Source organism: Streptomyces sp. NPDC048288, assembly GCF_043201555.1.
Taxonomy (GTDB): domain Bacteria; phylum Actinomycetota; class Actinomycetes; order Streptomycetales; family Streptomycetaceae; genus Streptomyces.
Genome location: NZ_JBICZD010000009.1, coordinates 459,769 through 478,917, shown reverse-complemented (window position 1 = coordinate 478,917; position 19,149 = coordinate 459,769). Strand labels below are relative to the sequence as shown.

Here is a 19,149-nt window from a genome sequence, read left to right as displayed (position 1 = left end):
CGGGGGGGGGGGGGGGGGGGGGGGGGGGGGGGGGGGGGGGGGGGGGGGGGGGGGGGGGGGGGGTGGGGCGCCCCCCCCCCCCCGGCCCCGGGGGGGGGCGGGGCCCCCCCCCGCGACCAGCCCCCACCGGCCCGCGGCCGAACGACGAAGGCCCGCACCCCCAAAAAAAGGAGTGCGGGCCCTGCAACGGCGTAGCTAACGCTTACCGGGACTGCTGCGCCGGAACCCCACGGGAGATCGGCTCGTCCTCGGCCGGCGAGCTGGCGGCGGCCACAGCCGCACCCGTCAGCGTCGCCAGCATCTCGCGGACGTTCGTCAGCTGGGCGTTGATCGAGTCGCGGCGGTTGGTCAGCGCGGCGAGCTCACGCTCCGATTCCGAACGGATCCGGTCGGCCTTGGCGTTCGCGTCGGCGACGATGTCCTCGGCCTGGCGCTGAGCCGTCTCGACGGTCTGACGCGCCCGGCGCTCGGCGTCGGTGCGCAGCTTCTCCGCCTCCAGCCGCAGCTGCTCCGCGCGGTGCTCGATCTCCGCGAGGCGCTTCTCGGCCTTCTGCTGGCGGGACGCCAGGTCGCGCTCGGACTGCTCGCGGCGCTTGGCGAGGTTCGTCTCGAAGTCGGCGGCGGCCTGCGCGGCCTTCGCGCGGGTCTCCTCGAAGAGGGCGTCCGCCTCCTCGCGCTTGGACTGCGCGTCCTTCTGGGCCTCGGAGCGCAGCTGCGACGCGTCGCTCTTGGCCTTCTCGACGATCCGGACGCCCTCGTCCTCGGCCTTGGCCTTGCGCTCCGCAGCGAACGATTCTGCGTCGTTGCGCACCTGCTGGGCCGCCGACTCGGCGAGCTCACGGTGCTGCTCGGCGGCGCGACGGGCCTCCTCGCGCAGGTCCTTCGCCTCCTCCTCGGCGAGGCGGAGGATCTTCTCGACACGCGCGCCGAGGCCGGCGTACGACGGCTCCGCGTCGGTTACCTGAGCCTGGGCGTTCTGCGTCTCGAGGTGGAGCTCCTCGATGCGCTTTTCCAGAGCGGTGATGCGGGCGAGAGCGCTGTCACGGTCGGAGACGAGCTTGGAGATCCGTTCGTCCACCTGAGCGCGGTCGTACCCACGCCGCACTAGCTCGAAGCCGTAGGGGGAAGTGTCGCTCATGGGGTTCCTGTCGAAAGAGACCGGTGAGGTGATAGGGGGAATCCTAGGGGCCGAAGCGGTGTGTCATCGAGCGGATACGTGTTTGATCTGGAGAATGACACCCCTTTTGAGTGGCGACCTGTGAGATCGCTTGCCAAAGCCTCTGCCGCAGATTTAATCAAAAGCCCCAGAACACTACAGAACCGACCCCGGTCTCTAGCCTTCTGATGCCTTGCCACCCGATCGGGGCGCGCCCACCGAACTGCCCGCCTTGACTCCGCCGTCCTTGCCGGCCGACGGGGTCTCGAAGGACTCCAACGCCTCCAGGACGTCCTGGACACGGGAGATCTCGCCGTTGATGTTCTCCCGCCGGCGCTCCAGGATCTCCAGCTCGCGCTTGCCCTCCTCGACCGTGCGGCGCGCCTCGCGGATCGCCTCGGCCTTGAGCTCCTCGGCCTCCCGCACCAGCGTGGCCTTCTTCTGCTCGGCCTCCTTGAGCAGCCCCTCCGCCTTCTTGACGGCGGCGATCCGGACCTTGCCCGCCTCGGAGTTGGCCTCCGAGACCAGGTCCTTGGCCTTGGCCTGGGCCTTGGCGAGCTGCTCCTCGGCGGCCTTGATCAGCGCGTCGCAGCGGTCGCCGGTGGACTTCATGGTCTCGGCGGCCTCGCGGCGGGCCCGCTCGTGCAGCTCCTCGATCTCGGTGGTGATGCGCTCGCGCAGCTCCTCCGCCCGCTCCCTTATGGCGGTGGCGTCCCGGCGGGCGCCGACGAGCAGCTCGTCCGCGTCCGTACGGGACTTCTCCACCCGCGCGTTGCCCTCGACCGTGGCCTCGGACACCAGCCGGTCGGCCTCCTTGCGGGCCGCGCCCACCATGGTGTCGGCCTGCGACTCGGCGTCCGCGGTGGTCTTGTGGGCCTGCGCCTGCGCCTCGGTGAGCAGCTTGTCGGCCTCGGCGGTCGTCTCGTTGATCAGCGTGTCGACCTGCTCGGCCACGTCCTGGCGGCGCTTGTTGGCGTCCCTGCGGGCCTCGTCGAGGGTCCGCTCGGCCTCCTCGCGCGCGGAGTTGAGCAGGCGCTCGACCGCCGCCTCCGCGTCGGCCTTGAGCCGCTCCGCGTCGTTGCGGGTGCGGTCGGCGTGCAGCTGGGCGGAGCCGACCGTCTCGGCGGCCTCGGCGCGCAGCCGCTCCGCGTCCCCGGTGGCGTCCGAGATCAGCTTCTCCGCCTTGGCGATCGCGTCGGCGCGGACGCGGTCGGCCTCGGCGATGGTCTCGTTCTGGAGCAGCTCCGCCTCGTTGCGGGCCTCCGTGATCAGGGTGTCGGCCTGGGTCGCCGCGTCCGAACGGATCCGGTTGGCGTCCTCCCGGGCCTCGGCGCGCGAGCGTCCCGCGTCCTGCTCGGCCTGGGCGATGGTGTCGGAGGCCTCGGTGCGCACCCGCTGGGCGTGCGCGGACGCCTCCGAGCGCAGCCGCTCGGACTCGGCCATGGCGTCGGTGACGGTCCGCTCGGCCAGCGCCTTCGCCGCCTCGGACGCCTCGCTCGCCTCGCGCCGGACCCGGCTCGCGTCCTCGCTGGCCCGCTCCCGCTCGGCGTAGGCGTCGGCGCGGACCCGGTCCGACTCCTCCTCCGCCTCCCGCCGGGTGCGGTCCGCCGCGTGCTCGGCGGCCGAGCGCAGCCCGGAGATCTCCTCCTGCGCCTGCTCGTGCAGCCCGGAGACCGAGTCGCGGACCTGCTGCGCGTGCTGCTCGGCGGCCGACACCATCTCGGTGGCCCGCCGGTCCGCCTCCTCGACCAGCCGCACCGCCTCGGCCTGCGCCTCCTCGACCCGGTTGCGGGCCTGGGCCAGCAGATCCTCGCTCTGCTCGCGGGCCCGCTCGCGCTCCTGGTCGGCCTCCTGGCGGGCGGAACCGAGCAGTTCCTCGGCCTCGCGGCGCCGCCGGGCGGCCTCCTCCTGCGCGGCGGCCAGCGTCTCGGACGCCTCGGTGGACAGCCGCTCGGCCGCCGCCTGCGCCTCGGCACGCACCCGGTCGGCGGTGTCCTGGGCCTCCTGCTTCAGCCGCTCCGCCTCGGCCGCGGCCTCGGACCGCAGCCGTACGGCGACGGCCTCGCCCTCCGCGCGGGACGCGGACGAGTCGGCGGCCGCCTCGTCACGCAGCCGCTGGGCCTCCGTCTCGGCCTGCTGCTGGAGCGTACGGATCCGCTCGGCGGCCTCGGAACGCAGCCGCTCGGTCTCCTCGCCGGCCTCCCGGCGGATCCGGGCGGCCTCCTCGCGGGCCTCCGTGAGCGCCTGCTCGGCGCCGGTGAGCCGGTCCTCGGCCTCGGTGTGCAGCCGGGTCAGCTCGTCGGCGGCCTCGGCGCGCCGGGCCTCGACGCCCCGCTCGGTCTCCTCGCGCAGCTCGTCCGCGGCCCGCTCGGCGTCCGCCTTGAGCCCCTCGGACTGCTCCAGGACCTCGGTACGGTGGCGCTCGGCCTCCTGCCGGGTGCGCTCCAGGGTCTCCTCGGCCTGTCGGCGGAGCGTGGTCGCGCGCTCGATGGCCTCGGTGCGGACCTTCTCGCTGTCCGTGGTGGCCGTCTGCCGCAGCTCGTCCGCGTCGGCCTTGGCCTTGGCGAGCAGCTCCTCGGCGGACCGGGCCGCCTCCTCGATCTGCTGGACGGTCTCGCGCCGGGCCTCGGCCCGGATCGACTCGCCCTCGGCGACCGCGTCGGCCCGCAGCTGCTCGGCCTCGCCGCGCAGCCGGCGGGCCTCCTCCTGCAGCTCGACCGTCTTGGCGCGGTACTCCTTGGTGTCGTCCTTCGCCGCGCCCTTGAGACCCTCGGCGGTGTCGTGCGCCTCGGCGCGCAGCCGGTCCGCCTCGGCCTCGGCCTCGGACCGGATCCGCTCGGCCTCCTCGACGGCGCCCTTGGTGGTCTGCTTGGCCTCCTCCGAGGCCCGGTTCAGGACGTCCTCGGCGGTCTTGGCCGCCTTGGACAGCTGGGAGGCGCTCTCCTCGGCGGTGAGCGTACGGGCCTTCTCGGAGGCCTCCGCGATGATCTTCTCGGCCTCGGCCCTGGCGTCCGCGACGACCTGCTCGGCCTCCGCCTTGGTCGCCTCGGCGTCCTTGGTGGCCTCGCTGACCAGCCGGGCGACCTGCTCCTTCGCGGTCTGGGTGCGCTGCTGGTTGGTGGCCTCGGCGCTGGAGAGGGCCTTGGAGGCGTTCGCCTCGGCCTCGGTGACCAGCTTCTCGGCCTCGGACTGTGCCTTGCGCAGCGCCTCCTCGGCGTCCGCCATCCGCTGCTCGGCGGCCCGGCTCAGCTCGCCCGCCTGCCGACGGGCCGAGTCCGACTCCGTCGCGGTGGAGTTACGGAGCTGCTCCGCGTGGTCGGTGGCCTCCTGGGCCTGGGTGGACGCGGCGTTCAGCAGCCGCTCGGCGTCCCGGCGGGCGCGCAGCAGCAGCTGCTCGGCCTCTGCGCGGGCCGCCTCGGCGTCGCTGGTCACCCGCTGGCGGGCCTCGGTGGCGATCCGCTCGGCCTCGGCCCGGGCGGCCGTCATGGCCTGCTCGGCCTCGGCCCGCGACTCGTCAAGGAGACGCCGGGCCTGCGACTCGGTCCGGGCCCGCAGCTGCTCGGCCCAGGCCACGTTCTCGTTGACGTGCGACTCGACGGTCCCGCGGCGCTCGGCGAGCTCCTGGTCCAGCTGCTGGCGGCGGGTCACCGCCTCCTGGTGCAGCTCGGCCTGGAGCCGCGCGGCCTGCTCGGCGTGCTCCTGGAGGATCCGCTGGGTCTGCGCCCTGGCCTCGGCGGCCACCCGCTCCGCCTCCTGGCGGATCTGGTCGGCCTGCATCTGGGCGTTACGGAGCAGCTGCTCGGCGTGGTAGCCGAGGTCACCGCCGTCGAACGCGGGCCGGGACATGATGGTGCGCCGCGCCTCGTGCAACTTGGCGCGCAGCACCTCGACCTGGTAGCCGAGGTCCTCGGCATGCTGGATCGCCTTTTCCCGCTCGGTCTTCAGCCGTTTCATCTCGGCTTCGAAACGAGTGAGGTGGTCGACGTCAGCCGCCGGCTCTCGCTCCTGGCTCTCGTAGCCCCGCACTGCGCGGTCCCATCCGTCCCCTGGTCGCAACCTTCTCCGAACGAGCTCCGTCCATCCGCCGAACGGGGCCCCCGGGGAATGGTGTCAGATCAACGGCGGAGCACGGGCTGCTGCCCCGACGCTCGTCCCCCGAAACCCGGACCCCGGCATGCGGCCGCCCCGGCCCTGCGAACGTGCGAAGGGACGACCCGCCCCAACCCTACCGGCCCATATGTACGAGGGTCAGTGCTCAGGTGACTCAACAGCCGCCGAAGTGACCAGTTCTGTCAGTACGCCGTGGCAATCCTTTGGGTGCAGGAAGGTGATCCGCGACCCCATGGAGCCGATCCGTGGCTCGTCGTACAGAACGCGTACGCCCTTGGACCGGATGTCGGCCGCGTCCCCGTCCACATCCGCCGTACCGAAGGCGATGTGGTGCACACCCTCGCCGTTCTTCGCGAGCCACTTGCCGACCGCCGAGTCCTCCCGGGTCGGCTCCAGGAGCTGCAGGTAGGAGGCACCCCCGTCGGACGTCTCGTTGATCTTGAGCATGGCCTCGCGCACGCCCTGTTCCTCGTTGACCTCGGTGTGGAACACCTCGAAGCCGTACGTGGCCTTGTAGAACTCGACGGTCGCGTCGAGGTCGTGACAGGCGATCCCGATGTGGTCGATTCGCGTCAGCATGGATTCAGTGCAGCGCTACGACGATGGTTACGCAACGTGCCAGCGATCACACTGACGGCCCGATGACGGCACGGAGTGCCACGCAATACATTCGAAGTAAACCCTCGTTCACTCCTCGGCAGTGCAGCCGGTAAGGGGATTCACCGCTCATGACCTCTGGAACCTCTGGAACCACCTCGGTGATCGTCGCGGGCGCCCGGACGCCCATGGGACGACTGCTGGGCTCGCTGAAGTCCTTCTCCGGAGCCGACCTCGGCGGCTTCGCGATCAAGGCCGCCCTCGACCGTGCGGGGATCGGGGGCGACCAGGTGCAGTACGTGATCATGGGCCAGGTGCTGCAGGCCGGCGCCGGCCAGATCCCGGCCCGCCAGGCCGCCGTCAAGGCCGGCATCCCGATGAACGTCCCGGCGCTCACCATCAACAAGGTGTGCCTGTCCGGCCTCGACGCCATCGCCCTCGCCGACCAGCTGATCCGCGCCGGCGAGTTCGACATCGTGGTCGCGGGCGGCCAGGAGTCCATGACCAACGCCCCGCACCTGCTCCCCAAGTCCCGCGAGGGCTTCAAGTACGGCGCCATCGAGATGCTCGACGCGATGGCCTACGACGGCCTCACCGACTCCTTCGAGAACATCGCCATGGGCGAGTCCACGGAGAAGCACAACACCCGCCTCGGCATCCTGCGCCCCGAGCAGGACGAGATCGCCGCCCTGTCCCACCAGCGGGCCGCCGCCGCCCAGAGGAACGGGATCTTCGAGGCCGAGATCACCCCGGTCGAGATCCCGCAGCGCAAGGGCGAGCCGGTCGTCTTCAGCAAGGACGAGGGCATCCGCGGCGACACCACCACGGAGTCCCTGGGCAAGCTGCGCCCGGCCTTCACCCGCGACGGCACCATCACCGCCGGCACCTCCTCGCAGATCTCGGACGGCGCCGCCGCCGTGGTCGTGATGAGCAAGGCCAAGGCGGAGGAGCTGGGCCTTGAGTGGCTCGCCGAGATCGGCGCCCACGGCAACGTGGCCGGCCCGGACAACTCGCTCCAGTCCCAGCCGTCGAACGCCATCGACCACGCGCTCAAGAAGGAGGGCCTGGCGGTCGCCGACCTCGACCTCATCGAGATCAACGAGGCCTTCGCCGCCGTCGCCGTCCAGTCAATGAAGGACCTCGGCGTGTCCACGGAAAGGGTGAACGTCAACGGCGGCGCCATCGCCCTCGGCCACCCCATCGGCATGTCCGGCGCCCGGCTCGTCCTGCACCTCGCCCTGGAGCTCAAGCGGCGCGGCGGCGGGGTCGGCGCGGCCGCGCTGTGCGGTGGCGGCGGCCAGGGTGACGCACTGATCGTGCGGGTACCGAAGGCCTGAGTACGTTTCCCTGAGCGAACGCGCGCGAACGGAGCTGTGATGCAGGACGTCTCCACACTGGTGGCCCAGGCCAGGGCGGGCCGGCCCCGTGCGGTGGCCCGGCTGATCTCCCTGGTGGAGGGGGCGTCCCCACAGCTCAGAGAGGTCATGGCGGCCCTGGCGCCACTGACCGGCAACGCGTATGTCGTAGGCCTGACGGGCTCCCCGGGAGTCGGTAAGTCGACCTCCACCTCGGCGCTCGTCAGTGCCTACCGCAAACAGGGAAAGCGGGTCGGCGTCCTGGCCGTCGACCCGTCCTCGCCCTTCTCCGGGGGCGCCCTCCTCGGCGACCGCGTCCGGATGTCCGACCACGCCTCGGACCCCGGCGTCTACATCCGCTCGATGGCCACCCGCGGCCACCTCGGCGGCCTCGCCTGGTCCGCCCCCCAGGCCATCCGGGTCCTGGACGCGGCCGGCTGCGAGGTGATCCTCGTCGAGACCGTCGGGGTCGGCCAGTCGGAGGTCGAGATCGCCTCCCAGGCGGACACCTCCGTGGTCCTGCTCGCCCCCGGGATGGGCGACGGCATCCAGGCCGCCAAGGCCGGAATCCTGGAGATCGGCGACGTCTACGTCGTCAACAAGGCCGACCGGGACGGCGCCGACGCCACCGCCCGCGAACTGAACCACATGCTGGGCCTCGGCGAGTCCCGCGGCCCCGGCGACTGGCGCCCGCCGATCGTCAAGACGGTCGCGGCCCGCGCCGAGGGCATCGACGAGGTCCTGGAAGCCCTGGAGAAGCACCGCGCCTGGATGGAGGAGCGGGGCGTCCTCGCGGAACGCCGTCTCGCCCGCGCCTCCCGCGAGGTCGAGACGATCGCCGTGACAGCCCTGCGCGAACGCATCGGCGACCTGCACGGAGACCGCCACCTCGGCGCCCTCGCCGAACGCATCATCGCCGGCGAACTGGACCCGTACCGCGCGGCGGACGAACTCGTGGCGGGCCTGACCGAGAGCTGACGACAGCCCGACCATGGCCGGTGCCCGGCCGCCGCTGCTAACTTGACCGGCATGTTCCTCTCCCGTGCGTAAGAGCACACCCCGCGCCGTGAGCACCCCGTGTGCCGCGGCGCGCTCCGGTGTCCCCTCTTCCGCCTCCGTCAGAGGAACCCCCTCATGTCCGCGCTGACCTCATCGCGCCCTTCGCCTGCCCGACGGCCCTCGTACGCCGCCGTCCTGCGCGTCCCGCACGCGCGCCGCACCTTCCTGGCCGCCCTCGCGGCCCGTCTCTCCTACGGCACGGTCTCGCTGTCCGTACTGCTCTCCGTGACCAGGGCGACCGGCTCCTACGCCGTCTCCGGTCTGGTGATGGCCCTCTTCGGCGGCACGGTGGTCGTCCTGCTGCCCGTCCGCGCGACCCTGGTGGACCGCTACGGCCCACGGCGCGCCCTGCCGCCCCTGGCCGCCGCCTACAGCGCGCTGCTCTGCCTCCTGGCCGCCCTGACCCGGCACCCCGGCGCACCCCCGGCAGCCCTCGCCACGGCCGCCGCGCTCACCGGCTGCGTCGCGCCGCCGCTCGGACCCACCATGCGGGCGGTGTGGGGCCGGCTGGCCGACGACCCCGCCCTGCTGCGGCGGGCGTACAGCCTGGACGGGGTCGCCGAGGAACTGCTGTTCGTGTCGGGTCCGGCACTGGTGGGCCTGCTGCTGCGGTTCGGCCCGCCGCCCGCGGGGCTGCTGCTGAGCGCGGTGCTGATGCTCGCCGGCACGTGTGCGTTCGTGAGGTCACCGGCGGTGCGGGGAGCGGTCCCGCCGAAGAGGGAGAAGGGGGAGAAGAGGGAGAAGGGGCCCTCGACCGGTCGGTTCCCGGCGGTGCCGGTGGTCGCGGCCGCCGGTCTGGGCCTCGCGCTGAGCGCGGCGGACCTGCTGGTGATGGCGTTCGCCGAGCAGCGGTCGTACGGCGACGGGCTCGTCCCCTGGGTGCTGGCCGCGCTCTCCGCGGGCAGTGCGGTGGGCGGGCTGCTGAACGGGGCGGTGGAGTGGCGCCGACCGGCGGGGGAGCGGCTGGTGTGGCTGTCGGCGGGGCTGGGGGCGGCCCTGGTGGTCGCCGGGCTCGCGCCGGGGATGTGGACGCTGGCCGGGGCCATGGCGGTGGCGGGGGTGTTCGTGGCTCCGACCCTGACCACGGCGTATCTGCTGGCCGACGAGACGGCGGCGGAGGGGGAGCGGACCCGGGCCGGGGCGTGGGTGAACGCGGCGGTGAACGCCGGGAGTTCGGGCGGGTCGGTGGCGGCGGGGGTGGTGGTGGGGGCGGTGCCGCTGGGGGTTTGCTTCGTGCTGTCGGGGGGTGTGGCGGTGGTGTCCGCCGTTGGGGTGCGGGTTGTATCCCGGCTGCGGGCCGGTGGGGGCTGGTCGCGCCCATGCGGCGGTAGCCGCACATCTGATACAGCCCCGCGCCCCTAGCGGGGCGCTACAGCTAGCGGCGGACGAGACCTGAACCCTCGTCCGCCGCGTTCAGCTGCTGTTTGTCGTCACGGGCGCCCGCGCTGGCCGCGCAGGTGCTCGGCGATGGGCTTGAGGCCCTTGTCCAGCTCTATGAGTGCCTCCGGCGACAGCAGGTCGATGAAGTGCCGTCGCACGGAGGCGACATGATGTGGCGCCACCTTCTTCATGGTCTCCATGCCGTGCTCGGTGAGGACGGCGAACAGCCCCCGGCGGTCGGACTCGCAGTTCTCGCGGCGAACCAGGTTCGCGTTCTCCATACGGGTGATCTGGTGCGAGAGCCTGCTCTTGGACTGGAGGGTCGCGGCCGCGAGGTCGCTCATCCGCATCCGGTACTCGTCCGACTCGGACAGATTCACCAGGATCTCGTAGTCGTTCATTGTCAGGCCGAACGGCTGGAGGTCCTTTTCGAGCTGGTACGTCAACAGCCTGTTGACCTCCAGGTGGGTGCGCCAGGCGCACTGCTCCGCATCGGTCAGCCAGCGCGTGGCCGTCTCGGTCTCCATGTATGAAGTCTACCTAAAATGTTGAAAGGCGAACTAGTGACGGTGGTGTGACTGTGCGCACGCGTTCGATGTCACACTCCGCAGACTACCGCTCACAGCCCGAAGCGACGCTGGAGGTCTCCCAGCTGTCCGGGAAGGCGCGGTGTGGCCTGCTGCTGTGAATGACCTGTGAAGGGTCCGCCTCCACCGGGTACCCCGGGCTCGTGCGGAACCGCTCCCGTGGCCTGCTCGGCCATCAGGGTCTCGGTGGACTGGAGCAGGACCGTACCGGCCCCCACGAACTCGAACTGATGCTCCTCTCCGGAGGCCCCGCCGAGGCCTGTCAGTGCACGTAGACCGCCCATGACACCGGTCATGTAGCCGTGGTCGTAGTGGTGGCACGGGGAGGGGCAGTCGGCCCATCCCACCAGTGCCTGCGGGTCCACCCGGATCGGGGGTTCCATGAACACCACCGGACCGTTAGATGCGGCCACAAACTTTCCGGTTCCGATAAGGGTCAGAAAACCCGGCACGATCGACTGTTTGAGCGCGAGACTTGGCTGAAAAGCGAGCAGGTTGCCGGAGCGAATGGTCAGGTTGCCGTCGTCGAGGTCGTACGAATTGACGTCGAAGGCCCGGTCGGCGAGGAGCATCTTGCCCGAGCCCTCGGCCACCACCCAGTCGCTCGCGTGCAGAGGCGAATGGAACGAAGTGCGGACCAGACGGTCCAGCCGGCCGTGTCCGACGCCGTTGAAGTCGATCGACCCGTAGTAGGCGATCATCTTCCCCTTCTGCAGGAACCACTGGCCGCTCTTGAGCTCCACGCAGAAGGTGTACTTGTTGACGTTGTCGTCGACGGGGAGGGTCATGGGGTCGTACACGACCGGGCCGGCCGCTCCGTATGCGCTCACAGCTTCTCCTCGGACGCCTGCACGTACACCATGCCGTTGCCGCTGAGCTCCAGCTGGAACGCCTCGCCGGAGCCGCGGCCCACCATGTCCCGCCAGCCGAGCGCGGACGAGAGCTTGTTGCGCACGTCGCCGTGGTGGGCGACGTAGGCCTGGGGGTCGACATGGACCGGGCGCTGCGGGGTGATCGGGATCTCGAAGACCCCGCCGTGGGCCATCACGGCGACCGCGCCGTGGCCCTGGAGGGTCGTGGTGAACAGGCCCTGGCCGGTCACCTGGCCGCGCACCATGCCCATCACCCCGCCCTGGGAGCCCATGAACATCGTGCCCTGCTGGAGCGTGCCCTCGAAGGCGAGCAGCCGGTCAGCCTCGACGTAGAGGGTGTCGCCGGTGAGGGTGATCACGTGGACGTGATGGCCGCCGTGCCCGAAGAAGACCGTGCCGCTGCCCTCGACCGTCATGAGCGGAGTCGCCTCGCCGGCCACCCGGCGGCCGAGCATCGACATCACCCCGCCCTGGCCGCCCTGGATGTTGGGCGTGAAGGACACCTCGCCCTGGTAGGCGAGCATCGCCCCGCGCTGGCTGTAGAGCCGCTGCCCGGGCATGACGGTCGCCTCGACCATCTTGGAGTTCACCTCGCGCAGTGCCATGTCACACATCACCCGCGATCGTGTTCCGCTCGCTCGGCTGTACGTACACCAGGCCGTCCCCCTCGAACCGGATCTGGAAGGCCTCCCCGCCGCCCTCCCCGAAGAGCGTGCGGAATGTCACACCGGACTGGAAGGACTGGCGGAGGTTGCCCTGGTGGGCGATGTACGCGCCCGGGTCCACGGTGAGCGGGTACTGCGAGCTCACCCGGAGCACGACCGCCGGGCCGTCGGACATGATCGCCGCCTGGCCGTGGCCCTCGACCGTGGTGGTGAACAGGCCGTTGCCCTGGGAGGCGCCGCGCAGGCCGGTGAACGTCGTGCCGGTGCGCAGGCCGGCGTCGGTCGCGAGCAGGTTGCTCGACTCGACGTACAGCTGGTCGCCCTGCAGGCCGACCAGGTTGATCTCGGACGCGCGGTCCGCGAACCAGCACGTCCCGTGCCCCTTCACCTCCATCACCGTCATCTGCTCGCCGGTGAGCCGCCGGGTCACCATCCCCCGCAGTCCCTCGCCGCCGCCGCTCAGCTTCTTGAACGCCATCTGCCCGTCGTACGCGACCATCGAGCCGTTCTTCGCCTTCACGGCGTCCCCGGTCATCTCGACGGCGAGCACCTTGCTTCCTTGAAGTCGGAACATCGCCACGCTGCGAAGGTAGCCGCAGGCAGACGGCGGCGACAGGTCCCGTGGGTGGACCTCGACCCGGATCCACCCCCTAGGGGCGGGCCCTCCGCTCGCCGGGCAGGCGTATCACGGCGGTGCCGGCCGTCAGGTCGACGGTGGAGCGGGGCGGGGCGCCGTCCTCCTCGTCGTCGCGCAGCACCAGCGCGCTCTGCCTCTCCTTGAGCTCGTTCTGCTTGCCGGGGGAGAGGGCCGCGTGCAGCTGCTCGAAGCCCGTCGCGGAGATCTGGCCCTGCCGCGCGGAGTTCCGCCAGGGCAGCACCCCGGCCCGGCCGGCCCGCAGCAGCAGCTGGTCCACGAAGGCCAGGACGGTGAGCAGCACCACCAGACCCGGCAGGGTCATGAAGAAAACGAACTGCATCCCGCCCGCACCCCCTGCGTCGACGGACCCACCCTCCCACCCCCGCGCCGGACGCGCGAGGCTCCTTTGCCACAATGGGTGAACGTTTGTGCTCGCGTTCACAAAGAGTGGACGTCACTCCCACCGAAGGTGACTCGTGGACATCAAGACCGCCACCGCCATCCGACGCCTCCGCCTGGTCTCCGCCCCGGAGGCCGTGTCCTTCCTGATCCTCCTCGTCTGCTCGGTGCTCAAGCGGACCACGGACTTCAACGCGGTACCCGTGATGGGCGCGGTCCACGGTGTCCTGTTCATCCTGTACGTGATCTTCTGGGCGGACGCCTGGAACCGCGCCAAGTGGCCGCTGGGCACCGGACTCCTCTACTTCGTCCTCTCCGTCCTGCCGACGGGCGGCTTCTTCGCGGAGCGCAAGCTGCGCCGTGAGTCCGAGGACGCGGTCATCGCGGCCCGGGCCCGCCAGGAAGGGGCGGTGAAGGCATGATCGTCGCCTTCTCCGTGACGCCGCTGGGCGTGGGCGAGGACGTGGGGGAGTACGTGGCCGACGCCGTCCGGGTCGTGCGCGAGTCGGGGCTGCCCAACCGCACCGACGCGATGTTCACGAGCGTCGAAGGTGAGTGGGACGAGGTCATGGACGTCGTCCGGCGCGCCGTCGCCGTCGTCGAGGAGCGCGCCCCGCGCGTCTCGCTGGTCCTCAAGGCGGACATCCGGCCCGGCGTCACCGACGGGCTCACCAGCAAGGTGGAGACGGTCGAGCGGCACCTCGCCGAGTAGTCGGCGTTCCCCCCGGCCGTCCCCCGGCCCGGCCGTCCCTCAGCCGTCCTTCGGCTCTCCCTCTGCTCTCCCGGAAACCCCGGCCCGCGCGGGCCGGGGTTTTCTTCCACCCCGTGATTGAGCGATCGCTCAAAAAGGAGTACCGTCCTGTCCGGGGATTTGAGCGACCGCTCAAAACGAGCTGGGAAGACCAGGTGACGGGGGTACGACGCCCATGGGGCTCTACATAGAGGCGCACATCCGCGCCGACCTCGACGAACTGTGGGCACGCACCCAGGACCCGGGGCGGCACCAGCGCTGGGACCTGAGGTTCACCGAGATCGACTACCTCCCACAGGTGGCGGGCGAGCCGCAGCGCTTCCGTTACGCCACGCGGGTGCTGCCCTTCCTGACGATCGCCGGCACCGGTGTCTCGGCGGGGGAGAAGGAGCGCCCCGACGGCACCCGCACCTCCGCCCTGCGCTTCGCCTCCCCGCACCCGCTCTCGCCGCTCGCCGAGGGCAGCGGCTACTGGCGGTACGTCCCGGTCGCCGACGGCGTCCGCTTCCTCACCGGCTACGACTACCGGACCCGCTGGGGTGCCCTCGGCGCGCTCGCCGACCGCCTGGTCCTGCGCCCGCTGATGGGCTGGGCGACCGCCTGGTCCTTCGACCGGCTGCGGCTGTGGCTGGAACGCGGGATCACCCCGGAACGGGCCCGGTGGAACTGGCTCGCCGAGATGGCGGTCCGGGCGCTGACGGTGGCCGGCTGCGGCACGGCCCTGATCCGGGGCCAGGTGCCCGACGCCCTCCCGCCCACCGTCGCCTTCCTGGTCCCGCTCCTCCTGGTCGTCGCCCTCTTCCTGGCCCTCTGCACCCCGCCCCTCGCCACCACCCCGGCCGCCCGCCGCTGCCTGCGCACCTCGCCCGTCCGAGTGACCGCGCCGCGCGTCCTGAGCACCCTGGAGAAGCAGCCGTGACCTCGATGTTCCGCACCGTGATGGGCCCCGACTTCGACCGGCTGCACCCGCAGCTCCAGCGGCGCTTCTCGGTCGGCCTGACGAGCGGCGAGGCCTGCACCGGCCATGGCGTGATGGACCGGATCTGGCACGGCGGGGCCTTCGTGAAGCCGTTCCTGGCGCTGGGCACCACCCGCAACATCCTGGTCCCGAGGGCCGCCCGGAACGTGCCCTTCAAGATCGAGAATGTGCCCTACGCCGACACCTACGGCCGTGAGACGGTGACCTTCGTGCGCACCTTCGACCTGCCCGGCCGCTCCCGCCGCTTCGACGCCCAGATGGTGCTCAGCCCCAAGGGCGACCGCATCCTCGACTACCTCGGCACCCACCAGCACCTCGCCAGCGAGCTGCACTTCCACGCCGAGTCCGACGGCTCCCTGCTGATCCGCTCCGGCGAACACCGGTTCAGGGAGGGCCCGGTGGACGTCCGCGTCCCCGAACTCGTCGGCGCCACCGCCGAGGTGCGGGAGTCCTACGACGACCGGGCCGGCCGTTTCCGTATCCGGGTGCGGGTCGTGAACCGGTACTTCGGGCCGCTCTTCGGCTACCAGGGCTCCTTCGAGGCGTCGTACACCGACATCCGCGGCTGCGGGGTGCGACCCGGACTGCGGCCCGTCCGCGAGGAGTCGCGCGCGTGAGCCCGGAGACCGCCAAGTCCCTGGAGACGAAGCACAAGCTGCTGGAGGGCGCGCTGCGGACGCTCACCGAGCAGGGCATCGCCAAGACCTCGGCCCGTACGGTGGCGGCGGCCGCCGGGGTCAACCAGGCGCTCGTCTTCTACCACTTCGGATCCGTGGACGAACTCCTCGCCGCCGCCTGCCGGTACGGCGCCGAACAGGCCGTCGACCGCTTCCGCCCCCGCCTCGCCGCCGTCGGCTCGCTCTCCGAACTGCTCACCGTGGGGCGGCAGATCCACGAGGAGGCGCGCACGGGCGGCCATGTCGCCCTGCTCGGGCAGCTGCTGGCCGGCGCGCAGACCCACGAGGCGCTCGGGCCCGCCACGGCGGCCGGGCTCGACCTGTGGATCGCCGAGATCCGGACGGTGCTGGTCCGGGTCCTCGCCGCCACGCCCTTCGGGGAGTTCGCCGACCCGGCCGGGCTCGCCCGCGCGGTCGCCGCGTCCTTCGTCGGCATCGAGCTGTACGAGGGCGTCGACCCGTCCGGCGCCCACGCGGCCCTGGACGCCCTGGAGCAACTCGGCGCCCTGGTCGCCGCGCTCGACGAACTCGGCCCGGTCGCCCAGCGCGCGGTCCGCCACCACCTGCGGCGCACGAACCGTCGTTAGGAGCCCGGCCGTCGGGACCCCGCCCAAGCTGCCCCGGCTCCGGGCTCCCCCGGCTCCCGTGGCAGACGCCGGACCACGAGCGCGACGGCCTCCTCCGCCGTGGCGGGCGCGCCCAGTTCGGTGCGGTCGGCTCCGCGGGTCTCCCCGGGCACGGCGCGCGGGAAGTGCGGGGCGCCGTGGCTCGGGTACGGGTACGGGTCCCGTAGCGGCGGCTCGGCGTGGGCCACCCGGGCGGCCGGTACCGGTTCGTCGGGTGTCCCGCTCCGGGTGTGCGGGCGTCGTTCGAGCGGCCACGGCCGGGCGGTGGCCGCGTCGGGTGCTGCGGACGGTCGGTGCTCCGGACGGTCGGTGCTCCGGATAGTCGGGTGCTCCGGATAGTCGGGTGCTCCGGATAGTCGGGTGCTGCGGACAGGGGCCTCAGCGTGGCGCGGGCCCGCCGTCGACGGTCCCGGATGCCAGGGCGATGCCCAGTGGGGTGCGTTCGTACAGCACTTGGTGGCCGTAGCGGCGTGAGGTGAGCAGGCCCGTGTCGCGGAGGGCGGCGAGGTGGGCGGAGACGGAGGAGGGGGCCAGCCGCAGGCGGTGGGCCAGGGCGGTGGTGGTGGCGGGGTCGGTGAGGGCGGTGAGGACGGCGGCCCGGCCCCGGCCGAGGAGTCGTACCAGCGCGTCGGGTGCGGTGGCGGCCGGGTCGGTCCACAGGCCGCCGATGCCCCGGGCCGGGTAGACCAGGGTCGGGCGGGCCGGCGGTTCGAAGGTGCTGATCACGTCGGGCCAGGTGAACACGCTCGGCATCAGGACCAGGCCCTGCCCGCCGAGGCGCCGCTCGTACACCCCCGCCGACTCCACGGTCAGCGTCCCGGCCCGCCAGCCGCAGCGGTGGTGGATCTCCGGCAGCAGTCCGCCGAGGCCCACCTCCGCCAGCCGCCGGGAGTGGAAGGCGATGTCCGTCTCCAGCAGGGCGCGCAGCCGGGGCCAGTCCGGGGCCACCAGGACCCGCCAGGCCTCCTCCAGCAGGTCCGTCAGCTCCCGGACCAGGCGCGACGGATCGGTCAGCCAGGCCCGGGCCGTCGCCGACTCCATGGCGCCCGGGGTGTCCGCGAGCGAGCGGGCGGTGTCGGCGCGGGCCGTCTCCTGGTCCACCGCCCGCAGCGCCGCCAGTTCTTCCTCGACGGAGGCCGCCGGGCCGGTCGGCGGCGGCACCAGCCAGTCCGGGGAGTGCCCGCGCCGGGGCATCAGCAGCCACAGCGGGGTCAGGTCGAGACCGGCGGCCACCGCCCGGATCCGCCGCAGCCAGGGCGCGTGGTAGCCGTGCCGGTCCGGCCGCCGCAGCGTACGCACCGCCTCCTGCGTCTCCCACAGCGGCGACACGGCGAACCGGCACCGGAGGAAGTCGTCCTCGTCGAAGTGGAGGTGGGAGGGCATGGCGGGGTCCTGTGGGCGGGCGCGGAAGATTCGGCTGGTGCCGAAACTCTAAGCGCCGGGCGCCGGTCCGGGCACGCTGCCCTCCATGTCCGCACCTGCCCTTCCCCGGCCCGTCGGCTACGGCCGGGTCCTCGCCGTTCCCGAGTTCCGTGCCGTCTTCGCCGCCCATGTGCTGTCCATGCTCGGCGTGATCGTCAGCGAGATCGCGCTGTCCGTGCTGGTGTACGACCTCACGGGGTCGCCGCTGCTCAGCGCGCTGACCTTCGCGCTCGGCTTTCTGCCGTACCTGGTGGGCGGCACGCTGCTGGCCGGGATCGGCGACCGGTACCCGGCCCGCCGGGTGCTGGTGGTGTGCGACCTGGTGTGCGCGGGGTGCGTGGCCGTGATGGCGCTGCCGGGAACCGGGATCGGGGTGCTGCTCGCGCTGCGCTGTGCGCTCGCCGTCGTCTCGCCGGTGTTCGCCGGTACCCGGATGGCGACCCTCTCCGACATCCTGGGCGGCGGCGACCTGTTCGTGCTCGGCCGGTCCCTGCTGCGGATCGTCGCGCAGAGCGCGCTGCTCGTCGGCTACGGCCTCGGCGGACTGCTGCTCGCCGTGCTCGCCCCGCGCCACGCGCTGCTGATCACCGTCGCCGGCTTCCTGGCCTCGGCCTTGCTGCTGCGCCTGGGCACCCGGCCCCGCCCCGCCCGCCCCCGGGCCCAGGAGGGCGGCGGCACCCGCCGCCTCCTCGCCGACCGCCGGATCCGCCTCCTTCTCCTTCTCTTCTGGGTCCCGGCGATGTTCGCCGTCGTCCCCGAGGCGCTGGCCGCCCCCTACGCCGACGGGCTCGGCGCCGGATCCCCCGGGCTCGGCCTGCTGATGTGCGCGCTGCCGGTCGGCACGGTCGCCGGGGAGCTGTACGCGGGGGCCCGGCTCGGCCCGGCCGCCCGGGAGCGGATCGCCCTCCCGCTGGTCTGCCTCACCCTGCTGCCGTATCTGGGCTATGCCCTGCATCCGTCCCTGGCCGTCTCGCTGCTGCTCCTGGTGCTGGCGGGGGCGGGGTCGGCGTACACGCTGGGCCTGGACCAGTGGTTCGTGCGGGCGGTGCCCGAGGAGCTGCGGGGGCGGGCGATGACGGTGCTCAGCGCGGGGCTGATGACCGTCCAGGGTGTCGGGATGACGCTGGCGGGGGTGGCGGCGGAGGCGGTGGGGGTGCGGGCCGCGGTCGCGGGGGCCGGGGTGGTGGGCGCGCTGTGCTGCTGGGGGCTGGCGGTGGCGGCCCGGCGGGCGGTGCCGCGGGTGCCGTGACGGCAAAGGTGCCCGAAAGCCGAGACACGGCTGACCGCTATATGACCGGCCGGTAGGGTCGGTGACGTGCCCAAGCCACTCAGTCTCCCCTTCGACCCCATCGCCCGAGCCGACGACCTCTGGAAACGGCGCTGGGGAAACGTACCGTCGATGGCCGCGATCACCTCGATCATGCGGGCCCAGCAGATCCTGCTGGCCGAGGTCGACGCGGTGGTCAAGCCGTACGGGCTGACGTTCGCGCGCTACGAGGCGCTGGTGCTGCTCACCTTCTCCAAGGCCGGTGAGCTGCCGATGTCGAAGATCGGCGAACGGCTCATGGTGCACCCCACCTCCGTCACCAACACCGTCGACCGGCTGGTCAAGTCCGGCCTCGTCGACAAGCGCCCCAACCCCAACGACGGACGCGGCACCCTCGCCACCATCACCGAGAAGGGCCGCGAGGTCGTCGAGGCCGCCACCCGCGACCTCATGGCCATGGACTTCGGCCTCGGCGCCTACGACTCCGAGGAATGCGCCGAGATCTTCGCGATGCTGCGCCCCCTCCGGGTCTCGGCGCACGACTTCGACGAGGAGTGAACCCGCTGTCGGCACACCGGTGACCCGCCCCAAGATCTCCCCGAACGGGTGG

General features: G+C 72.3%; 19 protein-coding genes. 10 read left to right on the top strand and 9 right to left on the bottom strand.

Going from position 1 to position 19,149, the window contains the following annotated elements:
- Positions 1 to 202: 202 nt before the first annotated feature.
- The 3 genes from ACGFZS_RS32240 to mce all read right to left on the bottom strand — a co-directional run bounded on the left by ACGFZS_RS32240 (position 203) and on the right by mce (position 5,845).
- On the bottom strand, positions 203 to 1,138 hold the full coding sequence (locus ACGFZS_RS32240; protein ID WP_089098739.1) for a cellulose-binding protein: 936 nt from the start codon (positions 1,136 to 1,138) through the stop codon (positions 203 to 205).
- A 195-nt stretch (positions 1,139 to 1,333) separates the two neighbouring features.
- Positions 1,334 to 5,182 carry a polarized growth protein Scy gene (gene scy / locus ACGFZS_RS32235; RefSeq protein ID WP_393798025.1) on the bottom strand — a complete coding sequence of 1,283 codons (3,849 nt, stop codon included), beginning with the start codon at positions 5,180 to 5,182 and terminating at the stop codon, positions 1,334 to 1,336.
- Positions 5,183 to 5,404: 222 nt separating this feature from the next.
- Entirely contained in the window at positions 5,405 to 5,845 is a 441-nt protein-coding gene (gene mce / locus ACGFZS_RS32230) for a methylmalonyl-CoA epimerase (RefSeq protein ID WP_351714588.1), read from the bottom strand.
- 149 nt (positions 5,846 to 5,994) lie between these two features.
- Between mce and ACGFZS_RS32225 the strand changes: the two genes are divergently transcribed.
- The 3 genes from ACGFZS_RS32225 (at position 5,995) to ACGFZS_RS32215 (ending at position 9,639) form a co-directional block, all read left to right on the top strand.
- Positions 5,995 to 7,200 (top strand): acetyl-CoA C-acetyltransferase, encoded by a 1,206-nt coding sequence (locus ACGFZS_RS32225; protein WP_393798024.1) that lies wholly within the window; start codon positions 5,995 to 5,997, stop codon positions 7,198 to 7,200.
- A 39-nt stretch (positions 7,201 to 7,239) separates the two neighbouring features.
- Positions 7,240 to 8,196, top strand: a complete 957-nt coding sequence (meaB, locus tag ACGFZS_RS32220) for a methylmalonyl Co-A mutase-associated GTPase MeaB (RefSeq protein ID WP_393798023.1) — start codon at positions 7,240 to 7,242, stop codon at positions 8,194 to 8,196.
- A 156-nt stretch (positions 8,197 to 8,352) separates the two neighbouring features.
- Positions 8,353 to 9,639 carry an MFS transporter gene (locus ACGFZS_RS32215; RefSeq protein WP_393798022.1) on the top strand — a complete coding sequence of 429 codons (1,287 nt, stop codon included), beginning with the start codon at positions 8,353 to 8,355 and terminating at the stop codon, positions 9,637 to 9,639.
- Between the two features lie 68 nt (positions 9,640 to 9,707).
- Here the strand turns inward: ACGFZS_RS32215 and ACGFZS_RS32210 are convergent, their stop codons facing one another.
- From ACGFZS_RS32210 to ACGFZS_RS32190, 5 genes are all read right to left on the bottom strand, one after another.
- Positions 9,708 to 10,184 carry a MarR family transcriptional regulator gene (locus ACGFZS_RS32210; RefSeq protein ID WP_365693119.1) on the bottom strand — a complete coding sequence of 159 codons (477 nt, stop codon included), beginning with the start codon at positions 10,182 to 10,184 and terminating at the stop codon, positions 9,708 to 9,710.
- A gap of 92 nt (positions 10,185 to 10,276) precedes the next feature.
- Positions 10,277 to 11,074 (bottom strand): AIM24 family protein, encoded by a 798-nt coding sequence (locus ACGFZS_RS32205; protein WP_393798021.1) that lies wholly within the window; start codon positions 11,072 to 11,074, stop codon positions 10,277 to 10,279.
- The gene (locus tag ACGFZS_RS32200) at positions 11,071 to 11,721 is read right to left on the bottom strand and encodes an AIM24 family protein (protein ID WP_393798036.1); all 651 of its coding nucleotides are present in this window, start codon (positions 11,719 to 11,721) and stop codon (positions 11,071 to 11,073) included. The genes ACGFZS_RS32205 and ACGFZS_RS32200 overlap by 4 nt, the downstream gene beginning before the upstream one ends.
- A 1-nt stretch (position 11,722) precedes the next feature.
- Entirely contained in the window at positions 11,723 to 12,355 is a 633-nt protein-coding gene (locus ACGFZS_RS32195; protein ID WP_393798035.1) for an AIM24 family protein, read from the bottom strand.
- Between the two features lie 76 nt (positions 12,356 to 12,431).
- Positions 12,432 to 12,758 carry a DUF6191 domain-containing protein gene (locus ACGFZS_RS32190; RefSeq protein WP_393798020.1) on the bottom strand — a complete coding sequence of 109 codons (327 nt, stop codon included), beginning with the start codon at positions 12,756 to 12,758 and terminating at the stop codon, positions 12,432 to 12,434.
- Between the two features lie 136 nt (positions 12,759 to 12,894).
- Between ACGFZS_RS32190 and ACGFZS_RS32185 the strand changes: the two genes are divergently transcribed.
- The 5 genes from ACGFZS_RS32185 (at position 12,895) to ACGFZS_RS32165 (ending at position 15,811) form a co-directional block, all read left to right on the top strand.
- A complete protein-coding gene (locus tag ACGFZS_RS32185) occupies positions 12,895 to 13,239 on the top strand; it encodes a DUF3817 domain-containing protein (protein WP_355727429.1) in 345 nt (114 codons plus the stop codon).
- Entirely contained in the window at positions 13,236 to 13,529 is a 294-nt protein-coding gene (locus ACGFZS_RS32180; RefSeq protein WP_355727428.1) for an MTH1187 family thiamine-binding protein, read from the top strand. Before ACGFZS_RS32185 ends, ACGFZS_RS32180 begins: the two co-directional genes overlap by 4 nt.
- A 214-nt stretch (positions 13,530 to 13,743) precedes the next feature.
- Complete coding sequence (locus tag ACGFZS_RS32175) at positions 13,744 to 14,487, top strand: hypothetical protein (RefSeq protein WP_393798019.1); 744 nt, start codon at positions 13,744 to 13,746, stop codon at positions 14,485 to 14,487.
- On the top strand, positions 14,484 to 15,164 hold the full coding sequence (locus tag ACGFZS_RS32170) for a DUF4166 domain-containing protein (RefSeq protein WP_365693110.1): 681 nt from the start codon (positions 14,484 to 14,486) through the stop codon (positions 15,162 to 15,164). The genes ACGFZS_RS32175 and ACGFZS_RS32170 overlap by 4 nt, the downstream gene beginning before the upstream one ends.
- Positions 15,161 to 15,811 carry a TetR/AcrR family transcriptional regulator gene (locus ACGFZS_RS32165; protein WP_365693108.1) on the top strand — a complete coding sequence of 217 codons (651 nt, stop codon included), beginning with the start codon at positions 15,161 to 15,163 and terminating at the stop codon, positions 15,809 to 15,811. The genes ACGFZS_RS32170 and ACGFZS_RS32165 overlap by 4 nt, the downstream gene beginning before the upstream one ends.
- 417 nt (positions 15,812 to 16,228) lie before the next feature.
- On the opposite strand, the gene ACGFZS_RS32160 is transcribed toward ACGFZS_RS32165, so the two are convergent.
- Positions 16,229 to 17,233 (bottom strand): DUF5937 family protein, encoded by a 1,005-nt coding sequence (locus tag ACGFZS_RS32160; protein ID WP_393798018.1) that lies wholly within the window; start codon positions 17,231 to 17,233, stop codon positions 16,229 to 16,231.
- 85 nt (positions 17,234 to 17,318) lie between these two features.
- Here ACGFZS_RS32160 and ACGFZS_RS32155 point away from each other — a divergent pair, with 85 nt between their 5' ends.
- Positions 17,319 to 18,521: an MFS transporter gene (locus tag ACGFZS_RS32155; RefSeq protein WP_393798017.1), complete on the top strand. Its 1,203-nt coding sequence runs from the start codon at positions 17,319 to 17,321 to the stop codon at positions 18,519 to 18,521.
- Positions 18,522 to 18,587: 66 nt separating this feature from the next.
- Positions 18,588 to 19,097 carry a MarR family transcriptional regulator gene (locus tag ACGFZS_RS32150; RefSeq protein WP_355727416.1) on the top strand — a complete coding sequence of 170 codons (510 nt, stop codon included), beginning with the start codon at positions 18,588 to 18,590 and terminating at the stop codon, positions 19,095 to 19,097.
- The last annotated feature ends 52 nt before the right edge of the window (positions 19,098 to 19,149 follow it).

Coding starts and splice junctions, on each gene's coding strand:
- ACGFZS_RS32240 (WP_089098739.1), bottom strand. CDS start 1,138: ATGAGCGACACTTCCCCCTACGGCTTCGAGCTAGTGCGGCGTGGGTAC.
- mce (WP_351714588.1), bottom strand. CDS start 5,845: ATGCTGACGCGAATCGACCACATCGGGATCGCCTGTCACGACCTCGAC.
- ACGFZS_RS32225 (WP_393798024.1), top strand. CDS start 5,995: ATGACCTCTGGAACCTCTGGAACCACCTCGGTGATCGTCGCGGGCGCC.
- meaB (WP_393798023.1), top strand. CDS start 7,240: ATGCAGGACGTCTCCACACTGGTGGCCCAGGCCAGGGCGGGCCGGCCC.
- ACGFZS_RS32215 (WP_393798022.1), top strand. CDS start 8,353: ATGTCCGCGCTGACCTCATCGCGCCCTTCGCCTGCCCGACGGCCCTCG.
- ACGFZS_RS32210 (WP_365693119.1), bottom strand. CDS start 10,184: ATGGAGACCGAGACGGCCACGCGCTGGCTGACCGATGCGGAGCAGTGC.
- ACGFZS_RS32200 (WP_393798036.1), bottom strand. CDS start 11,721: ATGGCACTGCGCGAGGTGAACTCCAAGATGGTCGAGGCGACCGTCATG.
- ACGFZS_RS32195 (WP_393798035.1), bottom strand. CDS start 12,355: ATGTTCCGACTTCAAGGAAGCAAGGTGCTCGCCGTCGAGATGACCGGG.
- ACGFZS_RS32190 (WP_393798020.1), bottom strand. CDS start 12,758: ATGCAGTTCGTTTTCTTCATGACCCTGCCGGGTCTGGTGGTGCTGCTC.
- ACGFZS_RS32180 (WP_355727428.1), top strand. CDS start 13,236: ATGATCGTCGCCTTCTCCGTGACGCCGCTGGGCGTGGGCGAGGACGTG.
- ACGFZS_RS32175 (WP_393798019.1), top strand. CDS start 13,744: ATGGGGCTCTACATAGAGGCGCACATCCGCGCCGACCTCGACGAACTG.
- ACGFZS_RS32160 (WP_393798018.1), bottom strand. CDS start 17,233: ATGCCCTCCCACCTCCACTTCGACGAGGACGACTTCCTCCGGTGCCGG.
- ACGFZS_RS32155 (WP_393798017.1), top strand. CDS start 17,319: ATGTCCGCACCTGCCCTTCCCCGGCCCGTCGGCTACGGCCGGGTCCTC.